We start from the raw sequence: 22,805 nt of genomic DNA on the forward strand, positions 1-22,805 counted from the left end.
CCCGGCGCCCGTCAGTAGACGTAGCGCAGCCCGGCGAAGACGGACCGGCCTTCGCCGGGATAGAAGTTCGCGGCCGGCGTCGTCACCGCGTTCGTCACCGGTCCGAGATCGCTGATGTAGCGCCGGTTGGCGAGGTTGCGGGCGTCGACATAGACCGAGAGGCCGTTGCCGAAATCCATCCCGGCCTGAAGGCCGATCAAGGTGTAGCCCGGAACCTTCAGGGCATTGGCGTGGTCGGCAAAGGCGCCGACCGGGACCCAGTCGAGCGTCGGCGCGACATAGAAGCCGTCAGGGCGCCGATAGGCGAGGATCGTACGCAGAACGTGAGGCGGCAGGCCCGCGATGCGGTTGTTGCCGTAGGCGGCGTCGCCCACGAACCGCGCGTCGGTCATGGTCCAGATCTGGCTGATGCTGATCGTATCGCCCGCTCCGGGCCCCGAGACGTCGCGGACGAGATCATAGGAAGCCGCGAGTTCGATGCCCGTGCGCGAGGTCCGCGGGGCGTTGAAGGTCGTCGCCGGTACGCTCCCGTTGCCGGTGCGCGAATAGGTCAGCAACTCGTCCCGGATCGTCGAGTGATAGAAGGTGACGTCCCAGCGCAGGCGGTCCCAGCGTCCGCGCGTGCCGATCTCCGCCGTCCAAGCCTTCTGCGCCTCGAGCGGCACGAACATCAGCTGGTAGTTGTTCGATTGGGCGAGGTCGCTGAAATCCGGCACGTCGCGCGAGCGGGTGAGGTTCGCGAAGGCCTGGATGTCGGGGGTCGGCTGCCAGAGGACGCCGATCTTCGGATTGAAGCCCTGGTAGGTCCGGTCGGCCCTCTGAGCCGGGACGGTGAACAGGTTCGTCAGGTCCCGGTCGTGACGGAGCCATTTCGCTCCGGTGGCGAGCGCGAGTTGCGGGTTAAGCCAGAAGCGGTTGTCGACGAAGGCTTCGAGGTTCCGGGCATGCTGGCGGGCGCTGGCGGTCAGCGCGCCCGTCTGCCCGGAGATGTTGACGTATTGCCGAGCCGCGTTCTCGCCCGCATAGGCGCGCCCGCCGACGAGGAAGTCGTTGCGGTGGCCGGCGATGTCGAAGCTGCTCGTCCAGCGCGGCGCGATGCCGTAGGTCAGGCCATCCTGGTCGATCACCTGGAAGATCGGGTGGTACAGCCGCTTGTGGATCAGCCAGCTGTCGAGGTCGAACCGGCCGGCCTCGAACTCGAACGTCGTGCGGTTCGCGATGCGCGCCATCGTGACGTCGCGCTTCTGGTTGCCCGAGATGGTGGTCGAGGACGCGCGTTCGGGGAAGGTCAGGGCCTGGAAGAGGTCGAGCGTGCCCGGCAGCTTCTGATCGGTGCGGTTGTAGCCGAAATAGAACCGGGTCTCGGCGCCCGGGGCGAAGCGGTAGCCGACATTCCCGTTGAGCTGGAGATAGTCCTGCGCCTGGTGGCGTCGGAAGCCGTCCTGATGGGAATAGGTCGCGCTGATGAGCCCGTCCGCGGCGCCCTCGATGCGCGACGCCTGGACGTTCGTCCGAAGCGCTCCGAACGAGCCGCCCTCGATCCGGACCATGTTGGGCGCGATCGCGTTGTGGGCCGTGGGCGTCACCGCGTTGATTGCGCCGCCGAGGGTGGTCGCGCCGAAGGCGAGGGCGTTGCCGCCGCGATAGATCTCGAGCGAGCGCAGCGACAGCGGGTCGATGCCGTAGAAGTCGCCCGATCCGTCGGCGAAGTTGAGCGGGATGCCGTCCTGAAGCAGCTCGACGCCGCGCAGGTGGAAGGCGCGGCCGAGGCCGGAGCCGCGGATCGAGAGCCGGATCTCCTGCCCATAGCGCGTCTGCGCCCAGACGCCCGGCTGCTCCTTGAGGATGTCGGGCAGGCTGTTGGTGTAGCGGTTCTGGAACGAGGTCGCATCGATGAAGGAGACGGCGCCGGGGATGGCGAGAACGCTCGCGCGCTGTGCCTGGACGGAGGGTGCCGTCGGCGAACCTCCCGTGTTCGGGCCGGCGGACGGATCGAGGCCGGGGACGGCCACGGGCGACGGCCCGGCCTGCGCGGACGGCGCAGGCGCATCCGCCTGACGGGACGCCGCGCGCCGGTTCCGGGCCGGCAGGCGGGCCTGCCGCCTCGGCGCGACTGCGCGCGCAGCGGGCCGCGCGCTCCGGACGGCTTGCCGCGGCGCCTGGACCGTCACGGGAGGCAGGATGTTGCCGCCGGCGGGGGGCGGCTGCTGCGCCAGGCCGGTGCCCGCGAGGAGGAGGGCAGGAAGGGACATCAGGACGGGACGGATCGTCCTCGAACGACGGGACATGATGGAACTCCGGAAGCGGTGCCGCGCTCGCCGTGGCGCTTCTCCAGGGGGCGGCCCGCGCGCGGCCGGCGCTGCGCGAGAGGGCGCTCGCGACCGCGCGGCCGCAATGAGGGAGGGCCCGCGCCGGGAGCGCGGGCGATGGGGGTGAACCGGCCCGCCTCGCGGGCCGGAGCGGATCAGTGGTGGTGGTGGCCGCCGCCGGCCTTGCCGGCCGCACCCGCATCCGGGGAGCGCGCGCCGAGGGCGCCGACCTCGAAGACGACCTCGACGGTGCCGGCCTTCTCGAAGACGAGCGTCCCCTTCACGCTCTGGCCCTGGCTTAGGCCGCCCTTCAGCCCCATGAACATGAGGTGGTTGCCGCCGGGCTTGAGTTCGACCGTCTCGCCGGGAGCGAGGACGAGGCCGCCCTCGATCTCGCGCATCTTCATGACGCCCGCCTCGGTCTTCATCTCGTGCAACTCGCCGCGTTCGGCGAGCGGGATGGAGGTGCCGACGAGGCGGTCCGGCGCCTTGCCGGCATTGGTGATGCGGACATAGCCGCCGGCGACGCGCGCACCGCCGGGCGTCGCCCGCAGCCACGGCCGCTCGATGACGAGGTCGCCGGCCCGGATCGTCGTCGCGGCCGAGGTCTTGGCCGAGGTCGCGGCGGGAGCGCGCGCCTGCGCCTCGACGATGCGCAGGGCCGGCGCGGGCTCGGCGAGGTCATGGGCCGATTGGCCGGCCGCCGGGATCTGGACCCAGCGATGCGCCCCGGTCTCGCAGGTCTGCTCGACGGGGACATGGACCGTCTCGCCCGGCTTCAGATCGTCCGAGAGGCGGGCCGAGAAGGTGAACTCGTCGAAGGTGTCCGCCGAGAGCTTTCCGCCGCTCCAGACGATCTCGCGGACGCCTTCGGTCAGCGTGCCATGCGGGCCCGCATAGGGCTTGGCATAGGGACGCCGGATGGTCTCGATCGACCAGCCGGGTTTGGCCATGGGCTTCGCGCCGACCATGCCCTCGGGCACGGTCACGCGGACGGAGATCGTGGGAGAGCCCTTGCAGCCATGCGGGACCTGAAGCACCGCGCGATATTGCGATCGGGCGGGAGCCTCGGGCCTGTCGAGGAAGACGTGGGCGGAGGCCGAGGAGATGCAGGCGAGGGCGGCGGCCGCGACGGCGCTGCCGAACAGGGAACGTGACATGAGGTGAAATCCCGACAGGAGTGATCGAAAGGGCGGTCGATCACGCGGCCGGGGGACCTCGCGGAGCATGAGCGTGGACGGGCGGCCCGCGGGCCGGAGGGGGCGCGGAGGCCGGGAAGGAGACGGCGACCGCCTGGCGATGCGACCACGCGGCCGGCGCCGCCGAGGCTTCGGGCACGGGCGCGGCGAGCGGGGAACAGGCCAGCGTGCAGCAGGCTTGGTGCGGCTGCTTGGCCGGGCTCTCGCCCGCATCCTGCACGGGCGCGCAAAGCTCGGCGAAGCCATGAGCGTCGGCGCCTCCGATCGGGACGAATCCCGTCAGGAAGGCCTGCAGCACGAGCCCATAGAGCGCGATGACGGCGATCGTCGCGCGCGCTCCCCTGGACAGGCTGCTCCGGCTGGACATGGCTTGGGTTTGATCCGGACGGACGGTTCCGTCAATCGCGCCGGAGCGAGATTGACGGGCCGTGGCGCCGATGACGCAGTGGTGCCGCTATCGCACCTTCACCAGCAGCTTGCCGAAGTTGCGGCCCTTGAGAAGTCCCATGAACGCCTCGGGTGCGTTCTCGAGACCTTCGACCACGTCCTCCCGGTACTTGATCCGGCCCTCGCGGATCCAGGCTCCGGCCTCCCGGTAGAAGTCCTTCGCCTGGGAGGCGAAGTCCCGCACGATGAAGCCCTGGATGCGGAACCGCTTCGTCAGGATCGCGCCGAAGAGCTGCGGGGTCCGGTCCGGGCCCGGAGGCAGTTCGGTGTCGGAATAGTTCGCGACGCGGCCGCAGACCGGGATGCGCGCGAAGTCGTTCAGGAGCGGGAAGACGGCCGTCCAGACGTCCCCGCCGACATTCTCGAAATAGATGTCGATGCCGTCGGGGCAGGCGGCCTTGAGCTGTTCGGGAAAGTCCGGAGCGCGGTGGTCGACGGCGACGTCGAAGCCGAATTCCTCGATCAGGGCCCGGCATTTCTCGGGGCCGCCCGCGATCCCGACCGTTCGGCAGCCCTTGATCTTGGCGATCTGCCCGACCGTCGCTCCGACGGGGCCGGTGGCGGCGGCCACGACCAGCGTCTCGCCCTCCTTGGGCTGGCCGATATTGAGAAGGCCGGTATAGGCCGTCATGCCCGGCATGCCGAGGACGCCGAGCGCGGTCTGGATCGGCGCTTCGGCCGGATCGACCTTGCGCAGAAGGCTCGCATCCGCGAGGCCGTATTCCTGCCAGCCCCAATGGCCGAGCACGATGTCGCCCGGCTTGAAGCGGTCGCTCGTGGACGAGATCACCTCTCCGACCGCGCCGCCCTCCATCACGTCCCCGATCTCGACCGGCTTCGCGTAGGATTTCCCGGCATTCATGCGCCCGCGCATGTAGGGGTCGAGAGACAGCCACAAGGTCCGTGCCAGGACCTGACCCTCGGAAGGGGAGGGGACGGGAGCGGTTTCGAGGCGGAAATTCTCCGCCACGGGTTCGCCGTGCGGGCGGCTTGCGAGCACGATTCGGCGGTTCTCGGCGTCTGACATGGCGTTCCCTGCTGAGGCCGGTTTCCGGTGCGGCCTTCCATGTCCCGGCGACCGCTGCGGCCGGCATCGGCGCGACCGCGACAGGAGCGGGACGGATCGTCGTTGGACGCCGAGAAGAGCATTCGAGGGGTCGAATGTCCATCGGTGCGCCAAGGCGGGCTCGCATGCGCGTTCGCTGCGAGCCGCCGATCCGATGAAAGCGCCGGCAGCGCTCGGACCTCGCCCGTCCCCGCACCGGCGGGGACGGGTGTCGGGTCAGCTCTTCGGCTTGGCGACGTAGGCGTCGATCGCGGTGTGGTCGGCCTGAGGGCCAAGGGCGTCGGTCGCTTCCGTCCAGAGGTCGCTCGTCGCCTTCGAGAAGGGCGCGGGCACGCCGAGATGGCGGGCGAGATCGTCCGCGGTGCGGAGGTCCTTCGCCATCAGGCCCATCGAGAAGCCGGAGGTGTAGCTCTGCGGGATCACGAAAGGCTTCAGCTTCACCTCGGTCGAGTTGTTGCGGCCGGTCGAGACGTTGAGGATGTCGGTCATCAGCTCCGGATCGAGGCCGAACCCCTTGCCGACCTGAAGCGCCTCGCAGGCGGCGGTGAGGCCGGCGGCGGAGACGTAGTTGTTCAGCGCCTTCATGGCGTGCCCGGAGCCGATCGGCCCCGTCTCGAAGATCGCCTTGCCCATCTGGTCGAGGAGCGGGCGCACCTTCGCGATCACCGTCTTGTCGCCGCCGGCCATGATGGCGAGAGAGCCGTCGACCGCGCGCTTGACGCCCCCCGAGACCGGCGCGTCGATGAGGTCGATCCCCTGCCCCTTCAGGTCCTCGGCGAGGTCGCGCGTGCCGACCGGTGCCGAGGAACTCATGTCGATGACGACCGCGCCCGGCGCGAGACGTCCTGCGATGCCGCCCTCGCCGACGAGGACCGCGCGGACGGCCTTGCCGTCCGGCAGCATCGTGATGAGGACCGCGGCCCCATCAGCCGCCTCCGCCGCGCTCGCGGCGACGGCGCCGGCATTGCCGCGATGCGCCTCGCGCGCCGCTTCGAACGGGTCGAACCCGACGACCGTGTAGCCGGCCTCGATGAGCCGGGCAGCCATGGGAACGCCCATCTTGCCGAGGCCGAGGAAGGCGATGCGGGAGGTCTTGTCGATCGTCACTGGCTGCGTCCTGCGATGGGGGGCGGAGAGGGAGAGGAAGCCCTCAGGTCTTCTTCAGATACGGGCAGCGCGTTTCGGAGAGCGGCTGCATGGCCTCCGCGCCCGCGATCTCGCCCACCGGCTTGTAATAGTCCCACGGATACTTCGACTCGGCCGGGCTCTTCACCTCGACGATGTAGAAGTCGTGCACGAGGCGCCCGTCGGGACGGATCACGCCGTCCTTCGTGAAGACGTCGTTCACCCGCATGCCACGCATCGCCTCGGCGACGACGCGGCCGTCCTCGCTCTTCGCCTCCTTCATGGCGCGCAGATAGTGCAGGACCGAGGAATAGACGCTGGCCTGGATCTGGCCGGGCATGCGCTTGGTCTTGTCGAAGAAGCGCTTCGACCAGACGCGGCTCTCGTCGTTCCGGTCCCAGTAGAACCCGTTCATCAGCAGCAGCCCTTTGGCCTGCTCGAGACCGAGGGCGTGGACGTCGCTGATGACGGCACCGGGGAGGTAGAATTTCTGCTGGCTGGAGATGCCGAACTCGCTCGCCTGCTTGACGCAGTTGATCGTGTCCGAGCCCGCGTTCAGAAGGCCGATGACCTGGGCGCCCGAGGCCTGAGCCTGGAGCAGGAAGGACGAGAAGTCGGGCGAACCCGTCGGATGCTGGGCGACGCCGAGGACCTTGCCGCCTGCCTTCTCGACGCTCTTGGTGAGATCGGCGCGCATCTGGTGCCCGTAGGCGTAGTCCGCGACGATCAGGAACCAGGTCTTCTTGCCCTGCTCCATCAGGATGCGCGAGGGGCCGACCGTGTTCGAATAGGTGTCGAGCGCCCACAGGAAGCCTGTCTTTGAACAGGCCTCGTTCATGAGCGCGCCGCTCGCCGGCCCCGACAGAAGCGTGATCTTGCCCCGCTCGGAGGCGAGGTGCTGGACGGCCAGCGCGACGGAGGAATTGGGCAGGTCGGCGATGGCGCCCACGCCTTCCCGGTCGAACCAGCCGCGCGCGAGATTCGCTCCGACATCGGCCTTGTTCTGATGGTCGGCCGCGAGGATCTGGATCGGGCGGCCGAGCACGGTCCCGCCCATGTCCTCGGCTGCCATCTCGGCCGCCGTGACGCAGGTCGGGCCGCTGTAGTCGGACAATTGCCCCGACAGGTCGCTCAACACGCCGACCTTGACCGGCGCGCCGGCCTGGGCCCGGGCCTCTTGGCGCAGAAGGGCCGGCATCGCGAGCGCGGAACCGGCTGCGGCCAGAACGAGCCGGCGGCTCGGAAGACCTCTTGTCATGGCGTTTACTCCCAAAATCGGCCGCCCTATGCGACAGCTTTTCTGTCCAGTCAACATATTGTAAGACAATCTGTCAGACAGTCAGGATGTCCATGATGAAGTCGAGATCCGCGCTCCTTCGCAACGCGCCCGTGCAGCGGCCGTACAAGGACACGAAACCCCTCACGATCGAGGAGGTCGACCTCGATCCGCCGGGCCGCGACGAGGTGCTGATCAAGATCGCCGCCGCGGGCGTCTGCCATTCGGACCTGTCGGGCATCAACGGCGATCGGCCGCGGCCCACCCCCGTCGCGCTCGGCCACGAGGCCTCCGGGACGGTCGCGGCGCTCGGGCCGGGCGTCGACGATCTCGAGATCGGCGACCACGTGGTCATGTCGTTCCTGCCCGTCTGCGGCCATTGTGCGCCCTGTTCGGAGGGTCGCGGCCAGCTCTGCGAGCCGGGTCACGCTGCGGGGATGAAGGGAACGCTTCTCTCGGGCGAGCGCCGCATCCGCTGCGAGGGCGTCGAGATCAACCATCACAGCGGAGTGTCGGCCTTCGGCCAGTACTCGGTCATCTCGCGGCGCTCGGTCGTGAAGATCACGAAGGACGTCGATCTCGTCGAGGCGGCCCTGTTTGGCTGCGCCGTGATGACGGGCGTCGGCACCGTCATCAACACCTGCCGGGTGAAGATGGGCGAGAGCGTCGCGGTGATCGGCCTCGGCGGCGTCGGGCTCTCCGCCGTGCTCGGCGCGGCGGCGGCGGGCGCGAGCCGGATCGTCGCCATCGACCTCAATCCCGGCAAGTTCGAGACGGCGAAGGCGGTCGGGGCGACCGATACGCTGCTCGCGAATGATCCGGACATCGTCGCGAAGGTGAAGGCGATCACGGGCGGCGGCGTCGACCACGCCGTCGAGATGGCGGGCGCGCCGGCTGCCTTCGACCTCGCCTTCCAGATCACGCGCCGCGGCGGGACGACGGCGACGGCCGGCCTCGCGAACGCGAATTCGCGCTTCCAGCTCCCGCCCGTGGCGCTGGTCGGCGAGGAGCGGACGATCAAGGGCTCCTACATGGGCAGCTGCGTGCCGTCCCGCGACATCCCGCGCTTCATCGAGCTGTGGCGACAGGGCCGGCTGCCGGTCGAGAAGCTGATGTCGAGCAAGGGGCCGCTCGAGGGCATCAACGAGGCCTTCGACCGCCTCGAGCGCGGCGAGGTCGTCCGGCATCTCATCGTGATGTGAGGGGCGAGCGGCGTCAGCCGCCCGCCTCCCTTGCGAGGAGGTCGCGCTTGCGCTCGACGCCCCAGCGGTAGCCCGAGAGCGAGCCGTCGGTCCGCACGACGCGGTGGCAGGGAATGGCGACCGCGATCGTGTTCGCGGCGCAGGCTCCGGCCACCGCCCGCACGGCCTTCGGGTCGCCGATCCGGTGGGCGATCTCGGCATAGGTCGAGGTCTGTCCCGCCGGAATCTGGCGCAGAGCCGCCCAGACGCGCTGCTGGAAGGCCGTGCCGCGGATGTCGAGCGGCAGATCGAGGCCGATCCCGGGCGCTTCGACGAAGCCGATGACGGCCGCGACCGTGGCTTCGAACGCCGCATCGCCGCCGACGAGCGAGGCGCGCGGGAAGCGGTCCTGAAGCTCGCGGACGAGCGCCTCGGGATCGTCTCCGATCGCGATCGAGCAGATGCCCTTGTCGCTCCGCGCCACGAGGATCGAGCCGAGCGAGCATTCGCCGATCGCGAACAGGATCTTGGCCTCCGCGCCGCCGTTCCGATAGGCCGTGGGCGTCATCCCCAGCACCGCGTTCGACGTCTCGTAGAAGCGGCTCGAGGCGTTGAAGCCGGCATCGTAGATGGCGGCGGTGACGCTGCCGCTGCCGGCCTCGAGCTGGGCGCGGACGCGTTTCGCCCGCTCCGCGACGCCGTAGGCGCGGGGCGTCAGCCCGGTTTCCGTCTTGAACAGCCGGTGGAAATGGAAGGTGCTGAGCCCAGCCTCCGCCGCGAGGTCGCCGAGGCTCGGCATCTCCTCGGCCTCACGGATCGTCCGGCAGGCCTGGGCGACGATCCGCGCGCGACGGCCGTCCGAGCGGTCCTCGTCCGGCCGGCAGCGCTTGCACGGACGAAACCCGGCCGCGCGGGCCTCGGCTCCGGTCTCGAAGAAGGCGACGTTCTCGGGCCGCGCGGGACGGGCGGCGCAGGACGGGCGGCAATAGACGCCGGTCGTCCTCACGGCATAGACGAAACGCCCGTCCTCGGCGGCATCGCGCCGCCGCATCGCGGCGAAGCGGGGATCGTCGGTGATCGCCCCGGTCGTCATGACACTCATCTCTCGCTCCTCGATCATGTCGGGAGAGATACGGGAGGGCTCAAGGCCCCGAACTCCGCCGCTTGCGGGCGAATTCGGATCGCTCCACCGGCGCGGCTACGGCCAGACCTTGATCGCCACATGCCGGCGCAGCAGGTCGCGGTCGGACGTCGTCTTGCAGCCGTCGACGACAAGGCGCGTGTAGTAGAGGTCGGCGCTGTCGCCGACATCGTCGAAGTTCCGCCCCTCGGCCTTGGGGTCGAGGAGCGACGGATAGTTGATCAGCGTCCCCCCCGAGTCGCAGGCGCCGTCGTAGAGCGTCGGTCCCGCGAGGAGCAGGCGCGGCTTGTCCCATGAGATCAGGTCGCGCGAGGCGGTGGTGTAGAAGCCCGATTGCGGAAAGCGTCCCCCGTCGCCCTTGGCCTGGAACACGGCGAGCCAGGCTCCCGTCCCGCGATGCCGCACGATGGCGCCGACGGGGGCGGGGAAGGGCGCGATGACGCGGCAGGGCGCCGGCTTCGCGTCGCTGCGATAGGGATCGCCGTAGCGGATCGAGAACTCCTTGCCGTCGAAGGCGCGCCAGGAGGTCGGGTCGGCCGGGTCGGCGGTCCGGAACAGGCAGGGTCCGCTTGCCTGGCCCGGCCAGCCGGTGGTCGAGACCATCATGTACCGGTGGCGGCCATGCGCGACGATGTTCGACGGGTTGAAGAAGCCGCGATGCCGGCCCTGGCCGACCTCCTGCCGGAAGGGCGGCGCCGCCACGACGACGGGCGGGCTCGCGCGCTCGAAGGTGCGGCCTCCATCCATCGAACGGGCCGCGACGACGGTGTTGTACCAGCAGGCGAGGTACTCCTTGTGCGTGCACCGGCCGGGATGGGTGTTCGCCCGGTATTCGTGGTGGAGCAGCGCCTCGATCCGCCGGCCGTCCTCAGTCCAGGTGGCCGTGATCCAGGTCGCGTCGTCATAGCGGGCCGGATCGGCGTCACCCTGCGAGGGGAGGGGCGAGGCGCAGTCGATCTTGAGGTTGGCGAGATCGGGTCCGCGCAGGGCGCGGTTCTTCATGTGCATCGCGAAGACGACGACCGAACCCGTCGCGTCCCGGAAGGCGCGGGCATTGGCGTCCGGGACGTCGTCGCCGTCGCAGGCATCCCGCTTCGGCGTGAAGACGGTCTCGACGGCGCCGACGATCGTCACGGCCGCGAGCGGCGGATCGGCGGCCCGAGGCGTTCCGCCGCACAGAAGAAGGCCTGCGAGAAGCGCCGCCGTGGGGATCGCACGCACCGTGCTCATCGCCTTTCCGTTTCGATCTGGTCTAAGTCGTAACACGTCGTCCTATGGGCACCGTAGGCCGTTCGGGTTGTCAGGCCGTTTCGGAGATCGTCGATGTTGCCGCTGATCGCGGGCCTTGTGCTGTTTCTCGGCATCCATGCCGTCACCATGCGGAGGGGGACGCGCGCCGCCCTCATCGAGCGGTTCGGCGCCGGCCCCTACAAGCTGGGCTATTCCGTCGTCGCCCTGATCGGCCTCGTCCTCGTCTCCTACGGCTTCGGCCTCTACCGGCGCGAGGGCTGGATCGACGTCTGGTACCCGCCGCTCTGGACCCGCCATCTCGCCTTGCTGCTGGTCTGGCCCGCCTTCGTGTTCTTCGTCGCCGCGTATCTGCCGGGACGGATCAAGCGGGTTCTGAAGCACCCGATGCTGGCGGCCGTGAAACTCTGGGCGCTCGCGCATCTTCTCGCGAATGGCGACCTCGGCTCGATCCTCCTGTTCGGCTCGATCCTCGCCTGGGCGGTCGCGGCCCGCATCAGCCTCAAGCGCCGGGCCGACGCGGTCGACCTCGCTCCGGGGCCGCCGCAGCTCTGGGCGGACCTCGCGGCTTTCGGGATCGGCACCGCGGCGTGGTTCGTCTTCGCCCGCTGGCTGCATCCGATGCTGATCGGGGTTTCGGTCTGGCCGGGACAGTAAGACGCCGCGCGCGGCGCGCGTGCGGTGAGACGCGCCTCGCCTTGATGACGCTCTCGTGTTAGGCGGCGCGGCTGAGAACGATCACGGCCGGGACGCAGCGGGACCGAATGGACAATTTCATCCGTGAAGTGGACGAGGAGTATCGCCGGCAGCGGATCAGCCAGATCTGGAACCGCTTCGGCATCCTCATCATTGCGCTCGTCCTGCTGGTGGTCGCCGGCGTCGGCGGCTGGCGCTATTGGCTGCATCTCGACGCGAGGAAGCAGGAAGCCGCCGCGACCCGCTTCGCCGAGGCGGTGCAGCTGTCGCGCGACGACAAGAGCGCCGATTCCGAGGCTGCCCTCAAAGGGATGATCGCGGATGCCCCCGCCGGCTATCGCCTGCTCGCTCGGTTCCGGCTCGCGGCCGAACTCGGCAAGAGCGGCAGCGGCGAGGACGGCGCCAAGGCCTATGACGCCATCGCGGCCGACGCCGCCGTCGAGGCGCCTCTGCGCGATCTCGCCCGCATCCGCGCCGCCGCGCTCCGGCTCGAAGCGGGCGAAAACGCGGCCTCGCTCAAGGAACTCGAATCGATCGCGGTGCCGACGAATCCGTGGCGGCATTCGGCACGCGAACTCCTCGGCCTGACCGCCCTCAAGACCGGCGATTTCGACGGCGCGGCGAAGTGGTTCGATCAGATCGCCGCCGACCGGACCGCGCCGCAGAATCTCCGCGGGCGGCTCGAAATCTATTCGGCTCTTGCGGCGGGCGGCCCCGTCCAGACCACGCAGTAAGGTTCACGTCATGGCGGTCGTCGCGATCGTCGGCCGGCCGAATGTCGGCAAGTCGACCCTTTTCAACCGGCTCGTCGGCCAGAAGCTCGCGCTCGTCGACGACCGGCCCGGCGTCACGCGCGATCGGCGCGAGGGCGAGGCGCAGCTCGGCGACCTCTCCTTCCGCATCATCGACACGGCGGGACTGGAGGAGGCGGAAGCCGGCTCCCTGTCCGACCGCATGCGCCGCCAGACCGAGGCGGCGATCGACGAGGCCGATGCCGTCCTCTTCCTGATCGATGCGCGCAGCGGCATCATTCCCGACGACCGCGCCTTCGCCGATCTCGTGCGCCGGGCGGGCCGGCCGGTCATCCTCGTCGCCAACAAGGCGGAAGGGAAGGGCGGCCTTGCCGGAGCCTACGATTCCTTCTCGCTGGGGCTCGGGGACCCGGTTCCGTTTTCCGCCGAGCATGGCGAGGGGCTGAGCGATCTCTACGACGCCCTGGCGCCCATCGTCGGCGAGGAGGGCGAGGACGGCGAGCGCGGCGACAAGCCCCTCAAGGTCGCGATCGTCGGCCGCCCCAATGCGGGCAAGTCGACCCTCGTCAACCGGATGGTCGGCGCGGACCGCCTGCTGACGGGTCCCGAGGCCGGCATCACGCGCGATACGATCTCGCTGGAATGGCGCTGGAAGGGCAAGCCGATCCGCCTCTTCGACACCGCGGGCCTGCGCAAGCGCGCCCGGATCGAGGACAAGCTCGAGAAGCTCTCGGTCGCCGATGCGCTGCGCGCGATCCGCTTCGCCGAGGTGGTGGTCGTCCTGCTCGACGCGACGATCCCGTTCGAGAAGCAGGACCTGACCATCGTCGACCTGATCGAGAGCGAGGGCCGGGCCGTCGTGATCGGGCTCAACAAATGGGACCTCGTCGCCGACCAGCCGGGCCTCCTGAAGGAGCTGCGCGAGGAGGCGACGCGGCTCCTGCCGCAGGTGCGCGGCGTCCCGGTCGTGCCCCTGTCGGGGCTTGCGGGCAAGGGGATCGACGCGCTGATGGGCGCGGTGGTGAAGGCGGCCGAGGTCTGGAACCGGCGCGTCTCGACGGCGCGGCTGAACGACTGGCTCGGCGAGGCCCTGGCCGCCCACGCGCCGCCGGCCGTCTCCGGTCGGCGCATCAAGATCCGCTACATGACGCAGGTGAAGGCCCGCCCGCCGCATTTCGCCGTCTTCGGCAACCAGCTCGACGCCCTGCCGAAGGCCTATTCGCGCTACCTGACGAACGGCCTTCGCGAGGCCTTCGACCTTCCCGGCACGCCGATAAGGCTGTCGCTGAGGTCCGGCCCCAATCCGTTCGACCGGAAGAAGCGCTGAGCCGCACGTCTTCCGTCTTTGCGAGCGGAGCGAAGCAACCAGGCAGGCCACATCCCAGGCCTCCTGGCTTGCTTCGTCGGCTTCGCCTCCTCGCAATTGCGCAACCGGCGCCTCACCACGTGGGGAGCGTGTCTGCCGCGCACGGACACGACCCGGCGACCTCTCCTGCCAATTCCCGGCACGCCGCCTCGATCTCCTCCTCGGTCACATCCGCGACGGCCGCCGCGATCTTGTAGGCGCGGGGCCGCTCTCCGGCTCTCATCAGCAGGATCACCGTCTCGATCCCCGGGCAGGCGGGATCGTGGCAGACGATCTCGCTGAGCGTCAGGGAATCGTCCTCGCCGAGGGCGAGGTGCTCGACGAAGCGGGCCTTGAGCGCGCGTCGCCGATCGGCCTCCTCCGTCGAGCGCTTCCGCGAACCGCGGAAGCCGGCGAGAAGGCTCATGCGGCGCGCCGCCAGACCGGAAACGGATCGGGCAGATCGCGATAGGCATCCGCGTCGAAGCGGGGCGCCGTGGCGGAGCCGAGAAGGCAGGAATCGAGCGCTGCCCGCATCGCCCCCTCGTCGAGATTCGTGCCGATGAAGACGAGTTCCTGGCGCCGGTCGCCCCAGGTCGGGCTCCAGTGCCGCGAGATCAGAGCGGTCCAGTCCGGATGGTCCGGCCAGCGCGATTTCGGGACCGCGGCCCACCAGGTGCCCATCGGAGTGACGCGGCTGATGGCGCCTGCGATCGAGAGCTCGCCCACCCAATCAGGCCGCGTCGCGAGCCAGAAATGGCCCTTCGCCCGGATCAGTCCCGGCCAGGCGCGGTTGAAGACCTCGTTCAACCGTGCCGGATGGAAGGGGCGGCGGGCGCGGTAGACGAAGCTGCCGATGCCGTATTCCTCGGTCTCGGGCTTGTGCTCGTGCGGCGCATACAGCTCCTTGTACCAGAGCGGATGGCGCTGGGCCTTCTCCTCCTCGAAGAGCCCCGTATCGAGCACCGTATCAAGGGGCACGCGGCCGAAATCCGCTTCCACGATCCGCGCATCGGCGTTCAGCCCGCGGACGACCTTGCGGCAATGGTCGCGCTGTTCGGCGCCGACGTCGCCCGCCTTGTTGATCACGACGACGTCGGCGAATTCGATCTGCTCGACCAGGAGGTCGACGATGGTGCGCTCGTCGTCCTCGCCCGCCGTCTCGCCCCGCTGCCGCAGGAAGTCGTGCGAGCCGTAATCCCGCAGGAGATTGATCGCGTCGACGACCGTGACCATCGTGTCGAGCCGGGCGACGTCGCTCAGCGAACGCCCGGCCTCGTCGCGGAACGAGAAGGTCGAGGCGACGGGAAGGGGCTCGGCGATGCCGGTGCCTTCGATCAGGAGATAATCGTAGCGACCCTCGGCGGCGAGCCGGCCGACCTCCTCGAGCAGGTCGTCGCGCAGGGTGCAGCAGATGCAGCCATTGGTCATTTCGACGAGCTTCTCGTCGGTCCGCGAGAGGTCCGCCCCGCCCTCCCGCACGAGGTCGGCATCGATGTTCACCTCGCTCATGTCGTTCACGATGACGGCGACGCGCCGTCCCTCGCGGTTGTTCAGGACATGGTTGAGGAGGGTCGTCTTGCCGGCGCCGAGGAAGCCGGAGAGGACGGTGACGGGGAGACGATGGGGCATGGCATCCAAGCGCTACGGCATGTTTGATATGTTATAATATAACATACTCTGAAGCGGCAAGGGAACGGGTCCGCGTGACGTCAGGGGCCGAACGGTCCGGGACCGTGCAAGCCAGCCGTGCGGCGGTGTGGTTCAGCGGCTCAATGCGGAATGTTCATCCCCAGCGGATGAACCGCGGGAGTTTGCCGATGTCGTTGATGCGCCTGTCTCTCGCCGCTGCCCTGGCGGCGCCGACGCCTCTGGGCCGGTCTGACGGCCCCGCTCTTACGGCTCGGCAGGAGCGCATGAGACCCGCCATGATGGTGCGCTGCGCGAGGAGCCTGAAGGGCCAGGAGCGCAGCGCCTTCGTGTGCACCTGCCTCGAGGGCTGATGCTCGGAGGCGGCCCCGAGGGACCGCCTCGCCTCAGGACGCCGCTTTACTTGGCGCCCGGCATCTTCACGACCTGGCCGTTCGGCATGATGACGTCGCCGGGCGACTGGCCGGCCGCGCAGTCGCCGGTGCGCTTGGTCTCGATCACCATCTTCTGGACCATCGGATTGGGCATGTTCGGCATCTTGATGCTCGTCGTCATGTCCATCTTGATGGCGCTGCTGAAGTCGCCGGTGATCGTTCCCTTGCCCTCGGCCGTCATGCCCTGGACCGTGCAGACGGATTCGATCTCGTAGCCAGCCGCCACCTTGCGGATCTCGCGCTTCGAGCAGGTCGCGCCGGGGGCGGCCGCCGATTCAGCGAGCTTGTCGGTCTTCTCGTCGATGCACTGCTTGATGGCCGGGCTCGCGGGCGCGCCGGGTGCAGTGATCGTCATCTCCCACAGGCCGGGTTTGCGCGACGGCAGCGTGTCGGCAGCGCTCGGCAGGGTGCCGGCGAGCAGCAAGGGCGCGACGGACAGCGCGACAACGGCGAATCTCATGAGAACTCCTTCGATTGAGGACGCGTGCCGTGATCCCGCGAGGAGACCGAAATAAGGCCGATATCGCCGCCGGAGGGGATGAACGGTGCCGCTCGCCGCAATGCAGCCCGGCGCAGAACGCAGTGCGCGCGCCGTCGCAGGACGCTTCGATCAGCGCTTCCGGCGTCGCGGGAGGCGCGCCGCTGTTCTCGGCGGCGCCAGGCGCGCCGGCCGGATTGTCAGCTCGGTCGGTTGAAGTCGAGGACGCGATCCTGCGGGAAATCGTAGAGCTTGCCGCTCTCCGTCCACGAGGGCGAGGCCATCCGGACGATGTGGGGCACAAGCTCCTCGGGCGTCTTCAGGGTCGCCGGGTCCTCGCCCGGCATGGCGGAGGCGCGCATGCGGGTGCGGAGGGGGCCGGGATTGACCATCATCACCTTGACCGGCGTCGTCGCCGTCTCGGCGGCGTAGGTGCGGGCGAGCGCTTCGACGGCGGCCTTCGAGACCGAATAGGGACCCCAATAGGCGCGGCAGGAATGCGCGGCGCCCGACGAGACGACGATCGCACGGCCGGCATCGGAGGCTTGCAGCAACGGGCCGAGCGAACGGATCAGCCGCCAGTTCGCGGTCACGTTCACCGCCATGACGTCGTCCCAGATCTTCTGGTCGTAATGGCCGAGCGGAGCGAGGCCGCCGAGGAGGCCCGCATTGGCGAAGAGGATGTCGAGCTTGCCCCAGCGCTCGAGGATGGCCGCGCCGAGCCGGTCGAGCGCGTCGTAATCCTTCATGTCGACCGGCACGAGAGTTGCCGAACCGCCTCCGGACTGGATCTCGTCGTCGAGTTCCTCCAGGGCGCCCTGGGTGCGGGCGAGGGCGATCACATGCGCGCCGGCCTTCGACAGGGCGAGCGCAGCCGCGCGTCCGATTCCGCGGGACGCGCCCGTCACGACCGCGATGCGGCCGTTGAGTTCCGTCATGATGTCAGCCGGCTTCTGCGAGGAGCGAGATCTGCTTCGAGGCCTCGCCGAGATGGTCCGAGATCGGCGTCGGATACTCGCCCGTGAAATAATGGTCGGTGAACTGAGGCATCGCGTTGTTGCGGCCGGGCTGGCCGAGCGCGCGGTAGAGCCCGTCGATCGACAGGAAGGCGAGGCTGTCGACGCCGAGATAATCCGCGATCTCCTGGACCGACATGCGCGCCGCGATCAGTTTGTCCTGCGAGGGCATGTCGATGCCGTAATAGTCGGCGAACTTGATCGGCGGGCAGGCGATGCGGAAATGGATCTCCGCCGCTCCCGCCTCGCGCATCATGGCGACGATCTTGCGCGAGGTCGTACCGCGGACGATCGAATCGTCGACCATCACGATGCGGCGTCCGGCGACGACGGCCTTGTTGGCCGAATGCTTCATGCGCACGCCGAGTTCGCGCCCCGTCTGGCTCGGCTGGATGAAGGTGCGCCCGACATAATGGTTGCGGATGATGCCGAGCTCGTAGGGAATGCCCGATTGCTGGCTGAAGCCGATGGCGGCGGGCACGCCCGAATCCGGCACCGGAACCACGACGTCGGCCTGGACCGGGCTTTCGATGGCGAGGGTCGCGCCGATCTTCTTGCGGACCTCGTAGACGTTGTGACCGCCCAGCACCGAATCCGGCCGGGAGAAGTAGACGTATTCGAACAGGCACGGCCGCGGCCGCAGGGCAGGGAAGGGGCGCAGGCTCTCGATCCCTTCGGGACCGACGATCACGACCTCGCCATTGGCGATCTCGCGCACGAAGCGCGCGCCGATGATGTCGAGCGCACAGGTCTCGGAGGTCAGGATCGGGCACCCGTCGAGGTCGCCGAGGACCAGCGGGCGGATGCCGAGCGGATCGCGCGCGCCGACCATCTTCTTGTTGGTCATGCCGACGAAGGCATAGGCACCCTCGACCTGCGAGAGCGCGTCCGTGAAACGGTCGACGAAGCGGTTGCGTCGCGAGCGCGCGACGAGGTGCAGGATCACCTCGGTGTCGGAGGTCGCCTGGAAGATCGCGCCCTCGCCGATGAGCTGGCGGCGAAGCGTCAGGCCGTTCGAGAGATTGCCGTTGTGGCAGACGGCGAAGCCGCCGGTGCCGAGTTCTGCGAAGAGGGGCTGGACGTTCCGCAGGATCGTCTCGCCGGTCGTCGAGTAGCGCGTGTGGCCGATCGCGGCCCGACCCGGCAGGCGCTCGATCGTCGACGCCTTCGAGAAGGCATCGCCGACAAGACCGAGGCGGCGCTCCGAATGGAAGCGCTGCCCGTCGAAGGAGACGATGCCGGCCGCTTCCTGGCCACGATGCTGCAGCGCGTGCAGGCCGAGCGCCGTGATGGCCGCCGCGTCGGGATGGCCGAAAATGCCGAAGACGCCGCATTCCTCGCGCAGATGATCTGCGTCGAGGTCGTCATCGTCGTGACATTGATCGGGTGAAATCTGCGATCCTGGCGCCATGGGCCGGAGTCCCTTTCGCATTAAGGGCACAATCTAGGGCAGGGCGCGCCGTTTTTCTACTACGGCCGCCGCGACGCTGCAGCGCGTCAGCCGCGCGGAGGGGTCGTCGGAGCCGGGGTGGGGGCCGGAGTTCCGTCGCCCTGGCCTTCCTGGCGCTTCTTGAACTGCGCCATCACGCCGTCCGGATCGGGAAGCATGGAGATCAGGGTCGCGCTGGAGTTCTCGAGCATGGGCCGGGCGCGGGCGTTCGTCGCCCATTCGGGCAGCTTGCCCTGAACGAGCCAGGCGAGGCCCGCCCAGCCGATCACGCAGATCAGGAAACCGCGAGCGGCGCCGAACAGGAACCCGAGCGTCCGATCGAGCGCGCCGATGCGGGAATCCAGGATGAAGTCCGACAGCTTCACCGTGATGATCGAGACGATCAGCAGCACGACGATGAAGACGCCGCCGATCGCGATGGCGAGCGCGATGTTCGGGTTGGTCACATATTCCTTCACGCGCGGCAGCACGAGGGGATGGAACACCCAGGCGGCAGCCGCCGCCGTGACCCAGGCCACGATGGCCAGCACTTCGCGCGTGAAGCCGCGGACTGCGGCGAGCAGGGCGGAGATGAGGATCACCCCGATCACGACGAGATCGAGGATGGAGATGGGCATCGAGGCCATGAAATCCTGTCCGAGATGGGGTCGGCCCTGGCCGCGCGATCGGCGCCCCCTATAGCGGTCCGTCCGTCACGCGTCATCCGACTGCGAGGTCGCGGGAGGGAGTTTGCGGAACTCTGTTGCCGCTGCGCATCGGGGCTCAACGGACGCTGCGAACGCCTTGAACTCGTTGGCGCATCGTCGCCGGCGCCCCGATCAGCGCTTCCCGCCGCCGCCGGATGCGATCCGCGCCACGAGATCGGCGACATGGGCGAGGGCGGCCGGCGGGGCGGCCTCCCCGGGCGGCGGAGGCCCGATCGCACGCGCGAAGCCGAGCTTCTGAGCCTCCTTGATTCGGGCGCCGATCTGCGTGACGGGGCGCACTGCGCCCGACAGGCCGATCTCGCCGAAATAGGCGCCGTCGGTCGGAAGCGGCGTGCCCGTGAGGGACGAGACGAGGGCCGCCGCGGCGGCGAGATCGGCGGCCGGCTCCTGGATGCGCAGGCCCCCCGCGACGTTGAGATAGACGTCGTGCTGTCCGAGCCGGACGCCGCCATGCGCCTCGAGCACGGCGAGCACCATCGACAGCCTGGCCGGGTCCCAGCCGACGACGGCGCGGCGCGGCGTGCCGAGCGGGGACGGGGCGACGAGGGCCTGGATCTCGACGAGAAGGGGGCGCGTGCCCTCCATCCCGGCGAAGACGGCGGTGCCGGGGCTCGCGAGGTCGCGCCCGGCGAGGAACAGTTCGGACGGGTTCGGCACCTCGGCGAGGCCCCGATCGGTCATCTCGAAGACGCCGATCTCGTCGGTCGGGCCGAAGCGGTTCTTGGAGGCGCGCAGGATGCGGAAATGATGGCCTGCATCGCCCTCGAAGGACGCGACGCAATCGACCATGTGCTCGACGACGCGAGGCCCCGCGATCTGCCCGTCCTTGGTCACGTGCCCGACGAGGATGATCGACGTGCCGTGCTGCTTGGCGAAGCGGATCAGCGCCTGGGCCGAGCCGCGGACCTGGCTGACGGTGCCGGGCGCCGATTCCACGGTCTCGGTCCACATGGTCTGGATCGAGTCGATCACCGCGAGGCGGGGCGGGGCGCCGGAGCCGAGGGTCGCGACGATGTCTTCGACATTGGTCTCGGCGGCGAGCTCGACGGGGGCCGAGGCGAGGCCGAGGCGCTCCGCCCGCAGCCGCACCTGCGCCACCGCCTCCTCGCCCGAGATATAGGCGACGCGGTGCCCGGACCGGGCGAGGGCGGCGGAGACCTGGATCAGGAGGGTCGACTTGCCGATGCCGGGATCGCCGCCGAGCAGGATGACGGAGCCCGGCACGAGCCCGCCGCCGGCCACGCGGTCGAACTCGCCGTTGCCGGTGCGGATGCGGGGCGCATCCTTGGTTTCGCCCGAGAGCCCTTCGAGCGGGAAGACGCGGCCCTTGGCGCGGGACGGCCGCATGGACGAGGGGCCGACCATCGGATGCGAGGCCGCCTCTTCGGCAACCGTGTTCCAGCCGCCGCAGGCCTCGCACTTGCCGCGCCAGCGATTATAGACCGCGCCGCAGCTCTGGCAGGCGAAGGAAGGGGATTTGGCCATCAGACCGGCTCCTCTGGCCAGCCCGGATCGCGCAGCAGTTCCACGTCGATGGCCCTCGATCCGCGCATCACGCGCGTGACGAGAACGTCCTCTTGGCGAACCAGATAGAAGATGAGGAACGATCCTTCGATGAGGCGCCGCAAGGCGATGCCATCGTGTTCGGCCACGACGCGTCCGCGTGCGGGATGCTCCGACAGGCTCGCGAGCCGCTTGAGAAGGTTGGACTTCAGCCGGCGGGCGGCCATCGGATTGTCGCGGCCTATGAAATCGACGATGTCGCGGAGATCGCGCCGGGCGGCTGACGATGTCCTGACCTTCATTCGGCCGCGTCTCGCCGGGCCTCGTGTTCCCGAATGATGTCGTCCAGTTCGGCGGAAATCTCGTCGAGATCGTGGGTGCGGCCCGCCGCGAGATCAGCGAGCCCGTCGGCGATCTGCGCCTTGAAGGCTGCGATCTGATCGTCCTGTCTGCGGTGGAGGTCGTCGAGCAGGGATACAGCCTTGCCCACGAGCGCGTCGGCGCTATCGTAACGCCCGCTCGCGAGAAGACGGTCGACGACGACGTCGAGTTCCGGGCTCAAGTGGATATGACGCGGCATCGCGATGCGGCCTCCGCTGGAACGGTAGCATAACCGATGCCGCGCAAAAAATGCGTCGATTTCCCTGCCGCGGGTCATGCCGCATCGAGATACCTCCGCCCGTAGCGCCGTCCGAGGCCCGTCAGCATCTCGTAGCCGATGGTGCCGGCACGGCGCCCGACCTCGTCGATGTCGAGCGCATCCCCGATCAGCGTCGCGACGGAGCCGCGCCGCGCCTCCGCCTCCGGGACGTCGGTCACGTCGAGCACGATAAGGTCCATCGAGACGCGCCCGGCGAAGGGGCAGAGGCGCCCGGCGACGAGCGCGGCGCCGCCGTCGTGAGCGTCGGTGGCGCTGGCCTGACGCAGATAGCCGTCGGCATAGCCGACCGAGATCGTCGCGAGGCGGCGAGGCGCCTTCGCCGTCCAGGCTCCGCCATAGCCGACCGGCGTACCCGCCGGGATCGTGCGGGTCTGCACGATGCGCGCCTCGAGCCGCACGACCGGCCGCATCGGGTTCGGATGGCCCGGAACCGGATTGCCGCCATAGAGCGCGTAGCCCGCACGCGCGACGTCGTAGGCCGGTGTCGGATCGAGGAAGTGGCCGGAAGAATTGGCGAGGGAGGCCGGAACGCCCGGCAGCGCCGCACGCGCACGGTCGAAGGCCTCGACCTGGAGCCGGCTCGCCGGCTTCTCCGGTTCGTCCGCGGAGGTCAGGTGGCTCATCAGGAGAGCCGGCTCGATCGCGCCAAGGCGCGGATCGGCGGCGAGCCTCTCGACCTCGTCGGGCTGGAAGCCCAGGCGGTTCATGCCCGTATCGACATGGATCGCGGCCGGCAGGCGCCGCCCGGCGTCGCGCGACGCCTCCGCCCAATCGGCGAGTTCGTCGAACGAGCCGATCACCGGCCTGATCCCGTCCCGCACGAAGGCGGCGGACGCGCCGGGAAGAAGCCCGTTCAGGACGTAGACCGTCGCATCGGGCGCCGTCGCTCTGACGCGGACGGCCTCGCCGTGATGAGCGACGAAGAAGGTGCGACAGCCAGCCTGGTGGAGGGCTCCGACCGCCGGCTCGATCCCGATCCCGTAGGCATCCGCCTTCACCACCGCCGCGCAGTCCGGCGCACCGGAGCGGTCGCGCAGGAGGCGCCAGTTCGCCGCGAGGGCCGCGAGGTCGATCGTCAGGGTGGCGGGAGCGGATTCTGGAGAAGGAGAGCTGGTCACGAC

General features: G+C 69.4%; 22 protein-coding genes. 4 read left to right on the forward strand and 18 right to left on the reverse strand.

Annotated elements, in window-relative coordinates:
• Positions 1–11 precede the first annotated feature (11 nt).
• The 6 genes from EV668_RS04715 to EV668_RS04740 form a co-directional block, all read right to left on the reverse strand.
• On the reverse strand, positions 12–2,288 hold the full coding sequence (locus EV668_RS04715) for a TonB-dependent receptor family protein (protein ID WP_245512851.1): 2,277 nt from the start codon (positions 2,286–2,288) through the stop codon (positions 12–14).
• A 176-nt stretch (positions 2,289–2,464) separates the two neighbouring features.
• Positions 2,465–3,469: a DUF1775 domain-containing protein gene (locus EV668_RS04720; protein WP_133768665.1), complete on the reverse strand. Its 1,005-nt coding sequence runs from the start codon at positions 3,467–3,469 to the stop codon at positions 2,465–2,467.
• 40 nt (positions 3,470–3,509) lie between these two features.
• On the reverse strand, positions 3,510–3,875 hold the full coding sequence (locus tag EV668_RS04725) for a hypothetical protein (RefSeq protein WP_133768666.1): 366 nt from the start codon (positions 3,873–3,875) through the stop codon (positions 3,510–3,512).
• 87 nt (positions 3,876–3,962) lie between these two features.
• The gene (locus tag EV668_RS04730; RefSeq protein WP_133768667.1) at positions 3,963–4,982 is read right to left on the reverse strand and encodes an NADP-dependent oxidoreductase; all 1,020 of its coding nucleotides are present in this window, start codon (positions 4,980–4,982) and stop codon (positions 3,963–3,965) included.
• Between the two features lie 255 nt (positions 4,983–5,237).
• Positions 5,238–6,128 (reverse strand): NAD(P)-dependent oxidoreductase, encoded by an 891-nt coding sequence (locus tag EV668_RS04735; protein WP_280960085.1) that lies wholly within the window; start codon positions 6,126–6,128, stop codon positions 5,238–5,240.
• Between the two features lie 43 nt (positions 6,129–6,171).
• Complete coding sequence (locus EV668_RS04740; RefSeq protein ID WP_166652343.1) at positions 6,172–7,404, reverse strand: ABC transporter substrate-binding protein; 1,233 nt, start codon at positions 7,402–7,404, stop codon at positions 6,172–6,174.
• A 95-nt stretch (positions 7,405–7,499) separates the two neighbouring features.
• Here EV668_RS04740 and EV668_RS04745 point away from each other — a divergent pair, with 95 nt between their 5' ends.
• Positions 7,500–8,624, forward strand: a complete 1,125-nt coding sequence (locus EV668_RS04745; protein ID WP_133768668.1) for a zinc-dependent alcohol dehydrogenase family protein — start codon at positions 7,500–7,502, stop codon at positions 8,622–8,624.
• Between the two features lie 13 nt (positions 8,625–8,637).
• Here EV668_RS04745 and ada read toward each other — a convergent pair whose 3' ends face one another.
• Positions 8,638–9,705: a bifunctional DNA-binding transcriptional regulator/O6-methylguanine-DNA methyltransferase Ada gene (gene ada, locus EV668_RS04750; RefSeq protein WP_133768669.1), complete on the reverse strand. Its 1,068-nt coding sequence runs from the start codon at positions 9,703–9,705 to the stop codon at positions 8,638–8,640.
• Positions 9,706–9,801: 96 nt separating this feature from the next.
• Positions 9,802–10,974, reverse strand: coding sequence for a hypothetical protein (locus EV668_RS04755; RefSeq protein ID WP_133768670.1), 1,173 nt, complete (start codon positions 10,972–10,974; stop codon positions 9,802–9,804).
• A gap of 93 nt (positions 10,975–11,067) precedes the next feature.
• On the opposite strand from EV668_RS04755, the gene EV668_RS04760 reads away from it, so the two are divergent.
• The 3 genes from EV668_RS04760 to der all read left to right on the forward strand — a co-directional run bounded on the left by EV668_RS04760 (position 11,068) and on the right by der (position 13,767).
• Positions 11,068–11,649, forward strand: a complete 582-nt coding sequence (locus tag EV668_RS04760) for an NnrU family protein (protein ID WP_133768671.1) — start codon at positions 11,068–11,070, stop codon at positions 11,647–11,649.
• 107 nt (positions 11,650–11,756) lie between these two features.
• Complete coding sequence (locus EV668_RS04765; protein ID WP_133768672.1) at positions 11,757–12,422, forward strand: tetratricopeptide repeat protein; 666 nt, start codon at positions 11,757–11,759, stop codon at positions 12,420–12,422.
• Positions 12,423–12,432: 10 nt separating this feature from the next.
• On the forward strand, positions 12,433–13,767 hold the full coding sequence (der, locus tag EV668_RS04770; protein WP_133768673.1) for a ribosome biogenesis GTPase Der: 1,335 nt from the start codon (positions 12,433–12,435) through the stop codon (positions 13,765–13,767).
• Positions 13,768–13,879: 112 nt separating this feature from the next.
• On the opposite strand, the gene EV668_RS04775 is transcribed toward der, so the two are convergent.
• From EV668_RS04775 to alr, 10 genes are all read right to left on the reverse strand, one after another.
• Entirely contained in the window at positions 13,880–14,212 is a 333-nt protein-coding gene (locus tag EV668_RS04775) for a hypothetical protein (RefSeq protein WP_133768674.1), read from the reverse strand.
• Positions 14,209–15,417: a zinc metallochaperone GTPase ZigA gene (gene zigA, locus EV668_RS04780; RefSeq protein WP_133768675.1), complete on the reverse strand. Its 1,209-nt coding sequence runs from the start codon at positions 15,415–15,417 to the stop codon at positions 14,209–14,211. Before zigA ends, EV668_RS04775 begins: the two co-directional genes overlap by 4 nt.
• A gap of 417 nt (positions 15,418–15,834) precedes the next feature.
• Positions 15,835–16,329 (reverse strand): DUF3617 domain-containing protein, encoded by a 495-nt coding sequence (locus EV668_RS04785; protein ID WP_133768676.1) that lies wholly within the window; start codon positions 16,327–16,329, stop codon positions 15,835–15,837.
• Positions 16,330–16,547: 218 nt separating this feature from the next.
• Positions 16,548–17,285 (reverse strand): SDR family NAD(P)-dependent oxidoreductase, encoded by a 738-nt coding sequence (locus tag EV668_RS04790; RefSeq protein WP_133768677.1) that lies wholly within the window; start codon positions 17,283–17,285, stop codon positions 16,548–16,550.
• Between the two features lie 4 nt (positions 17,286–17,289).
• Positions 17,290–18,774 carry an amidophosphoribosyltransferase gene (purF, locus tag EV668_RS04795; RefSeq protein WP_133768678.1) on the reverse strand — a complete coding sequence of 495 codons (1,485 nt, stop codon included), beginning with the start codon at positions 18,772–18,774 and terminating at the stop codon, positions 17,290–17,292.
• Positions 18,775–18,860: 86 nt separating this feature from the next.
• The gene (locus tag EV668_RS04800) at positions 18,861–19,430 is read right to left on the reverse strand and encodes a CvpA family protein (RefSeq protein ID WP_133769985.1); all 570 of its coding nucleotides are present in this window, start codon (positions 19,428–19,430) and stop codon (positions 18,861–18,863) included.
• Between the two features lie 201 nt (positions 19,431–19,631).
• On the reverse strand, positions 19,632–21,005 hold the full coding sequence (radA, locus tag EV668_RS04805; RefSeq protein ID WP_133768679.1) for a DNA repair protein RadA: 1,374 nt from the start codon (positions 21,003–21,005) through the stop codon (positions 19,632–19,634).
• The gene (locus tag EV668_RS04810; protein WP_133768680.1) at positions 21,005–21,325 is read right to left on the reverse strand and encodes a type II toxin-antitoxin system RelE/ParE family toxin; all 321 of its coding nucleotides are present in this window, start codon (positions 21,323–21,325) and stop codon (positions 21,005–21,007) included. Before EV668_RS04810 ends, radA begins: the two co-directional genes overlap by 1 nt.
• A complete protein-coding gene (locus EV668_RS04815; RefSeq protein ID WP_133768681.1) occupies positions 21,322–21,681 on the reverse strand; it encodes a hypothetical protein in 360 nt (119 codons plus the stop codon). The genes EV668_RS04810 and EV668_RS04815 overlap by 4 nt, the downstream gene beginning before the upstream one ends.
• Positions 21,678–22,802 carry an alanine racemase gene (alr, locus tag EV668_RS04820; RefSeq protein WP_133768682.1) on the reverse strand — a complete coding sequence of 375 codons (1,125 nt, stop codon included), beginning with the start codon at positions 22,800–22,802 and terminating at the stop codon, positions 21,678–21,680. Before alr ends, EV668_RS04815 begins: the two co-directional genes overlap by 4 nt.
• Positions 22,803–22,805 lie beyond the last annotated feature (3 nt).

It is taken from the genome of Enterovirga rhinocerotis (assembly GCF_004363955.1).
GTDB classification, from domain to species: Bacteria; Pseudomonadota; Alphaproteobacteria; order Rhizobiales; family Beijerinckiaceae; genus Enterovirga; species Enterovirga rhinocerotis.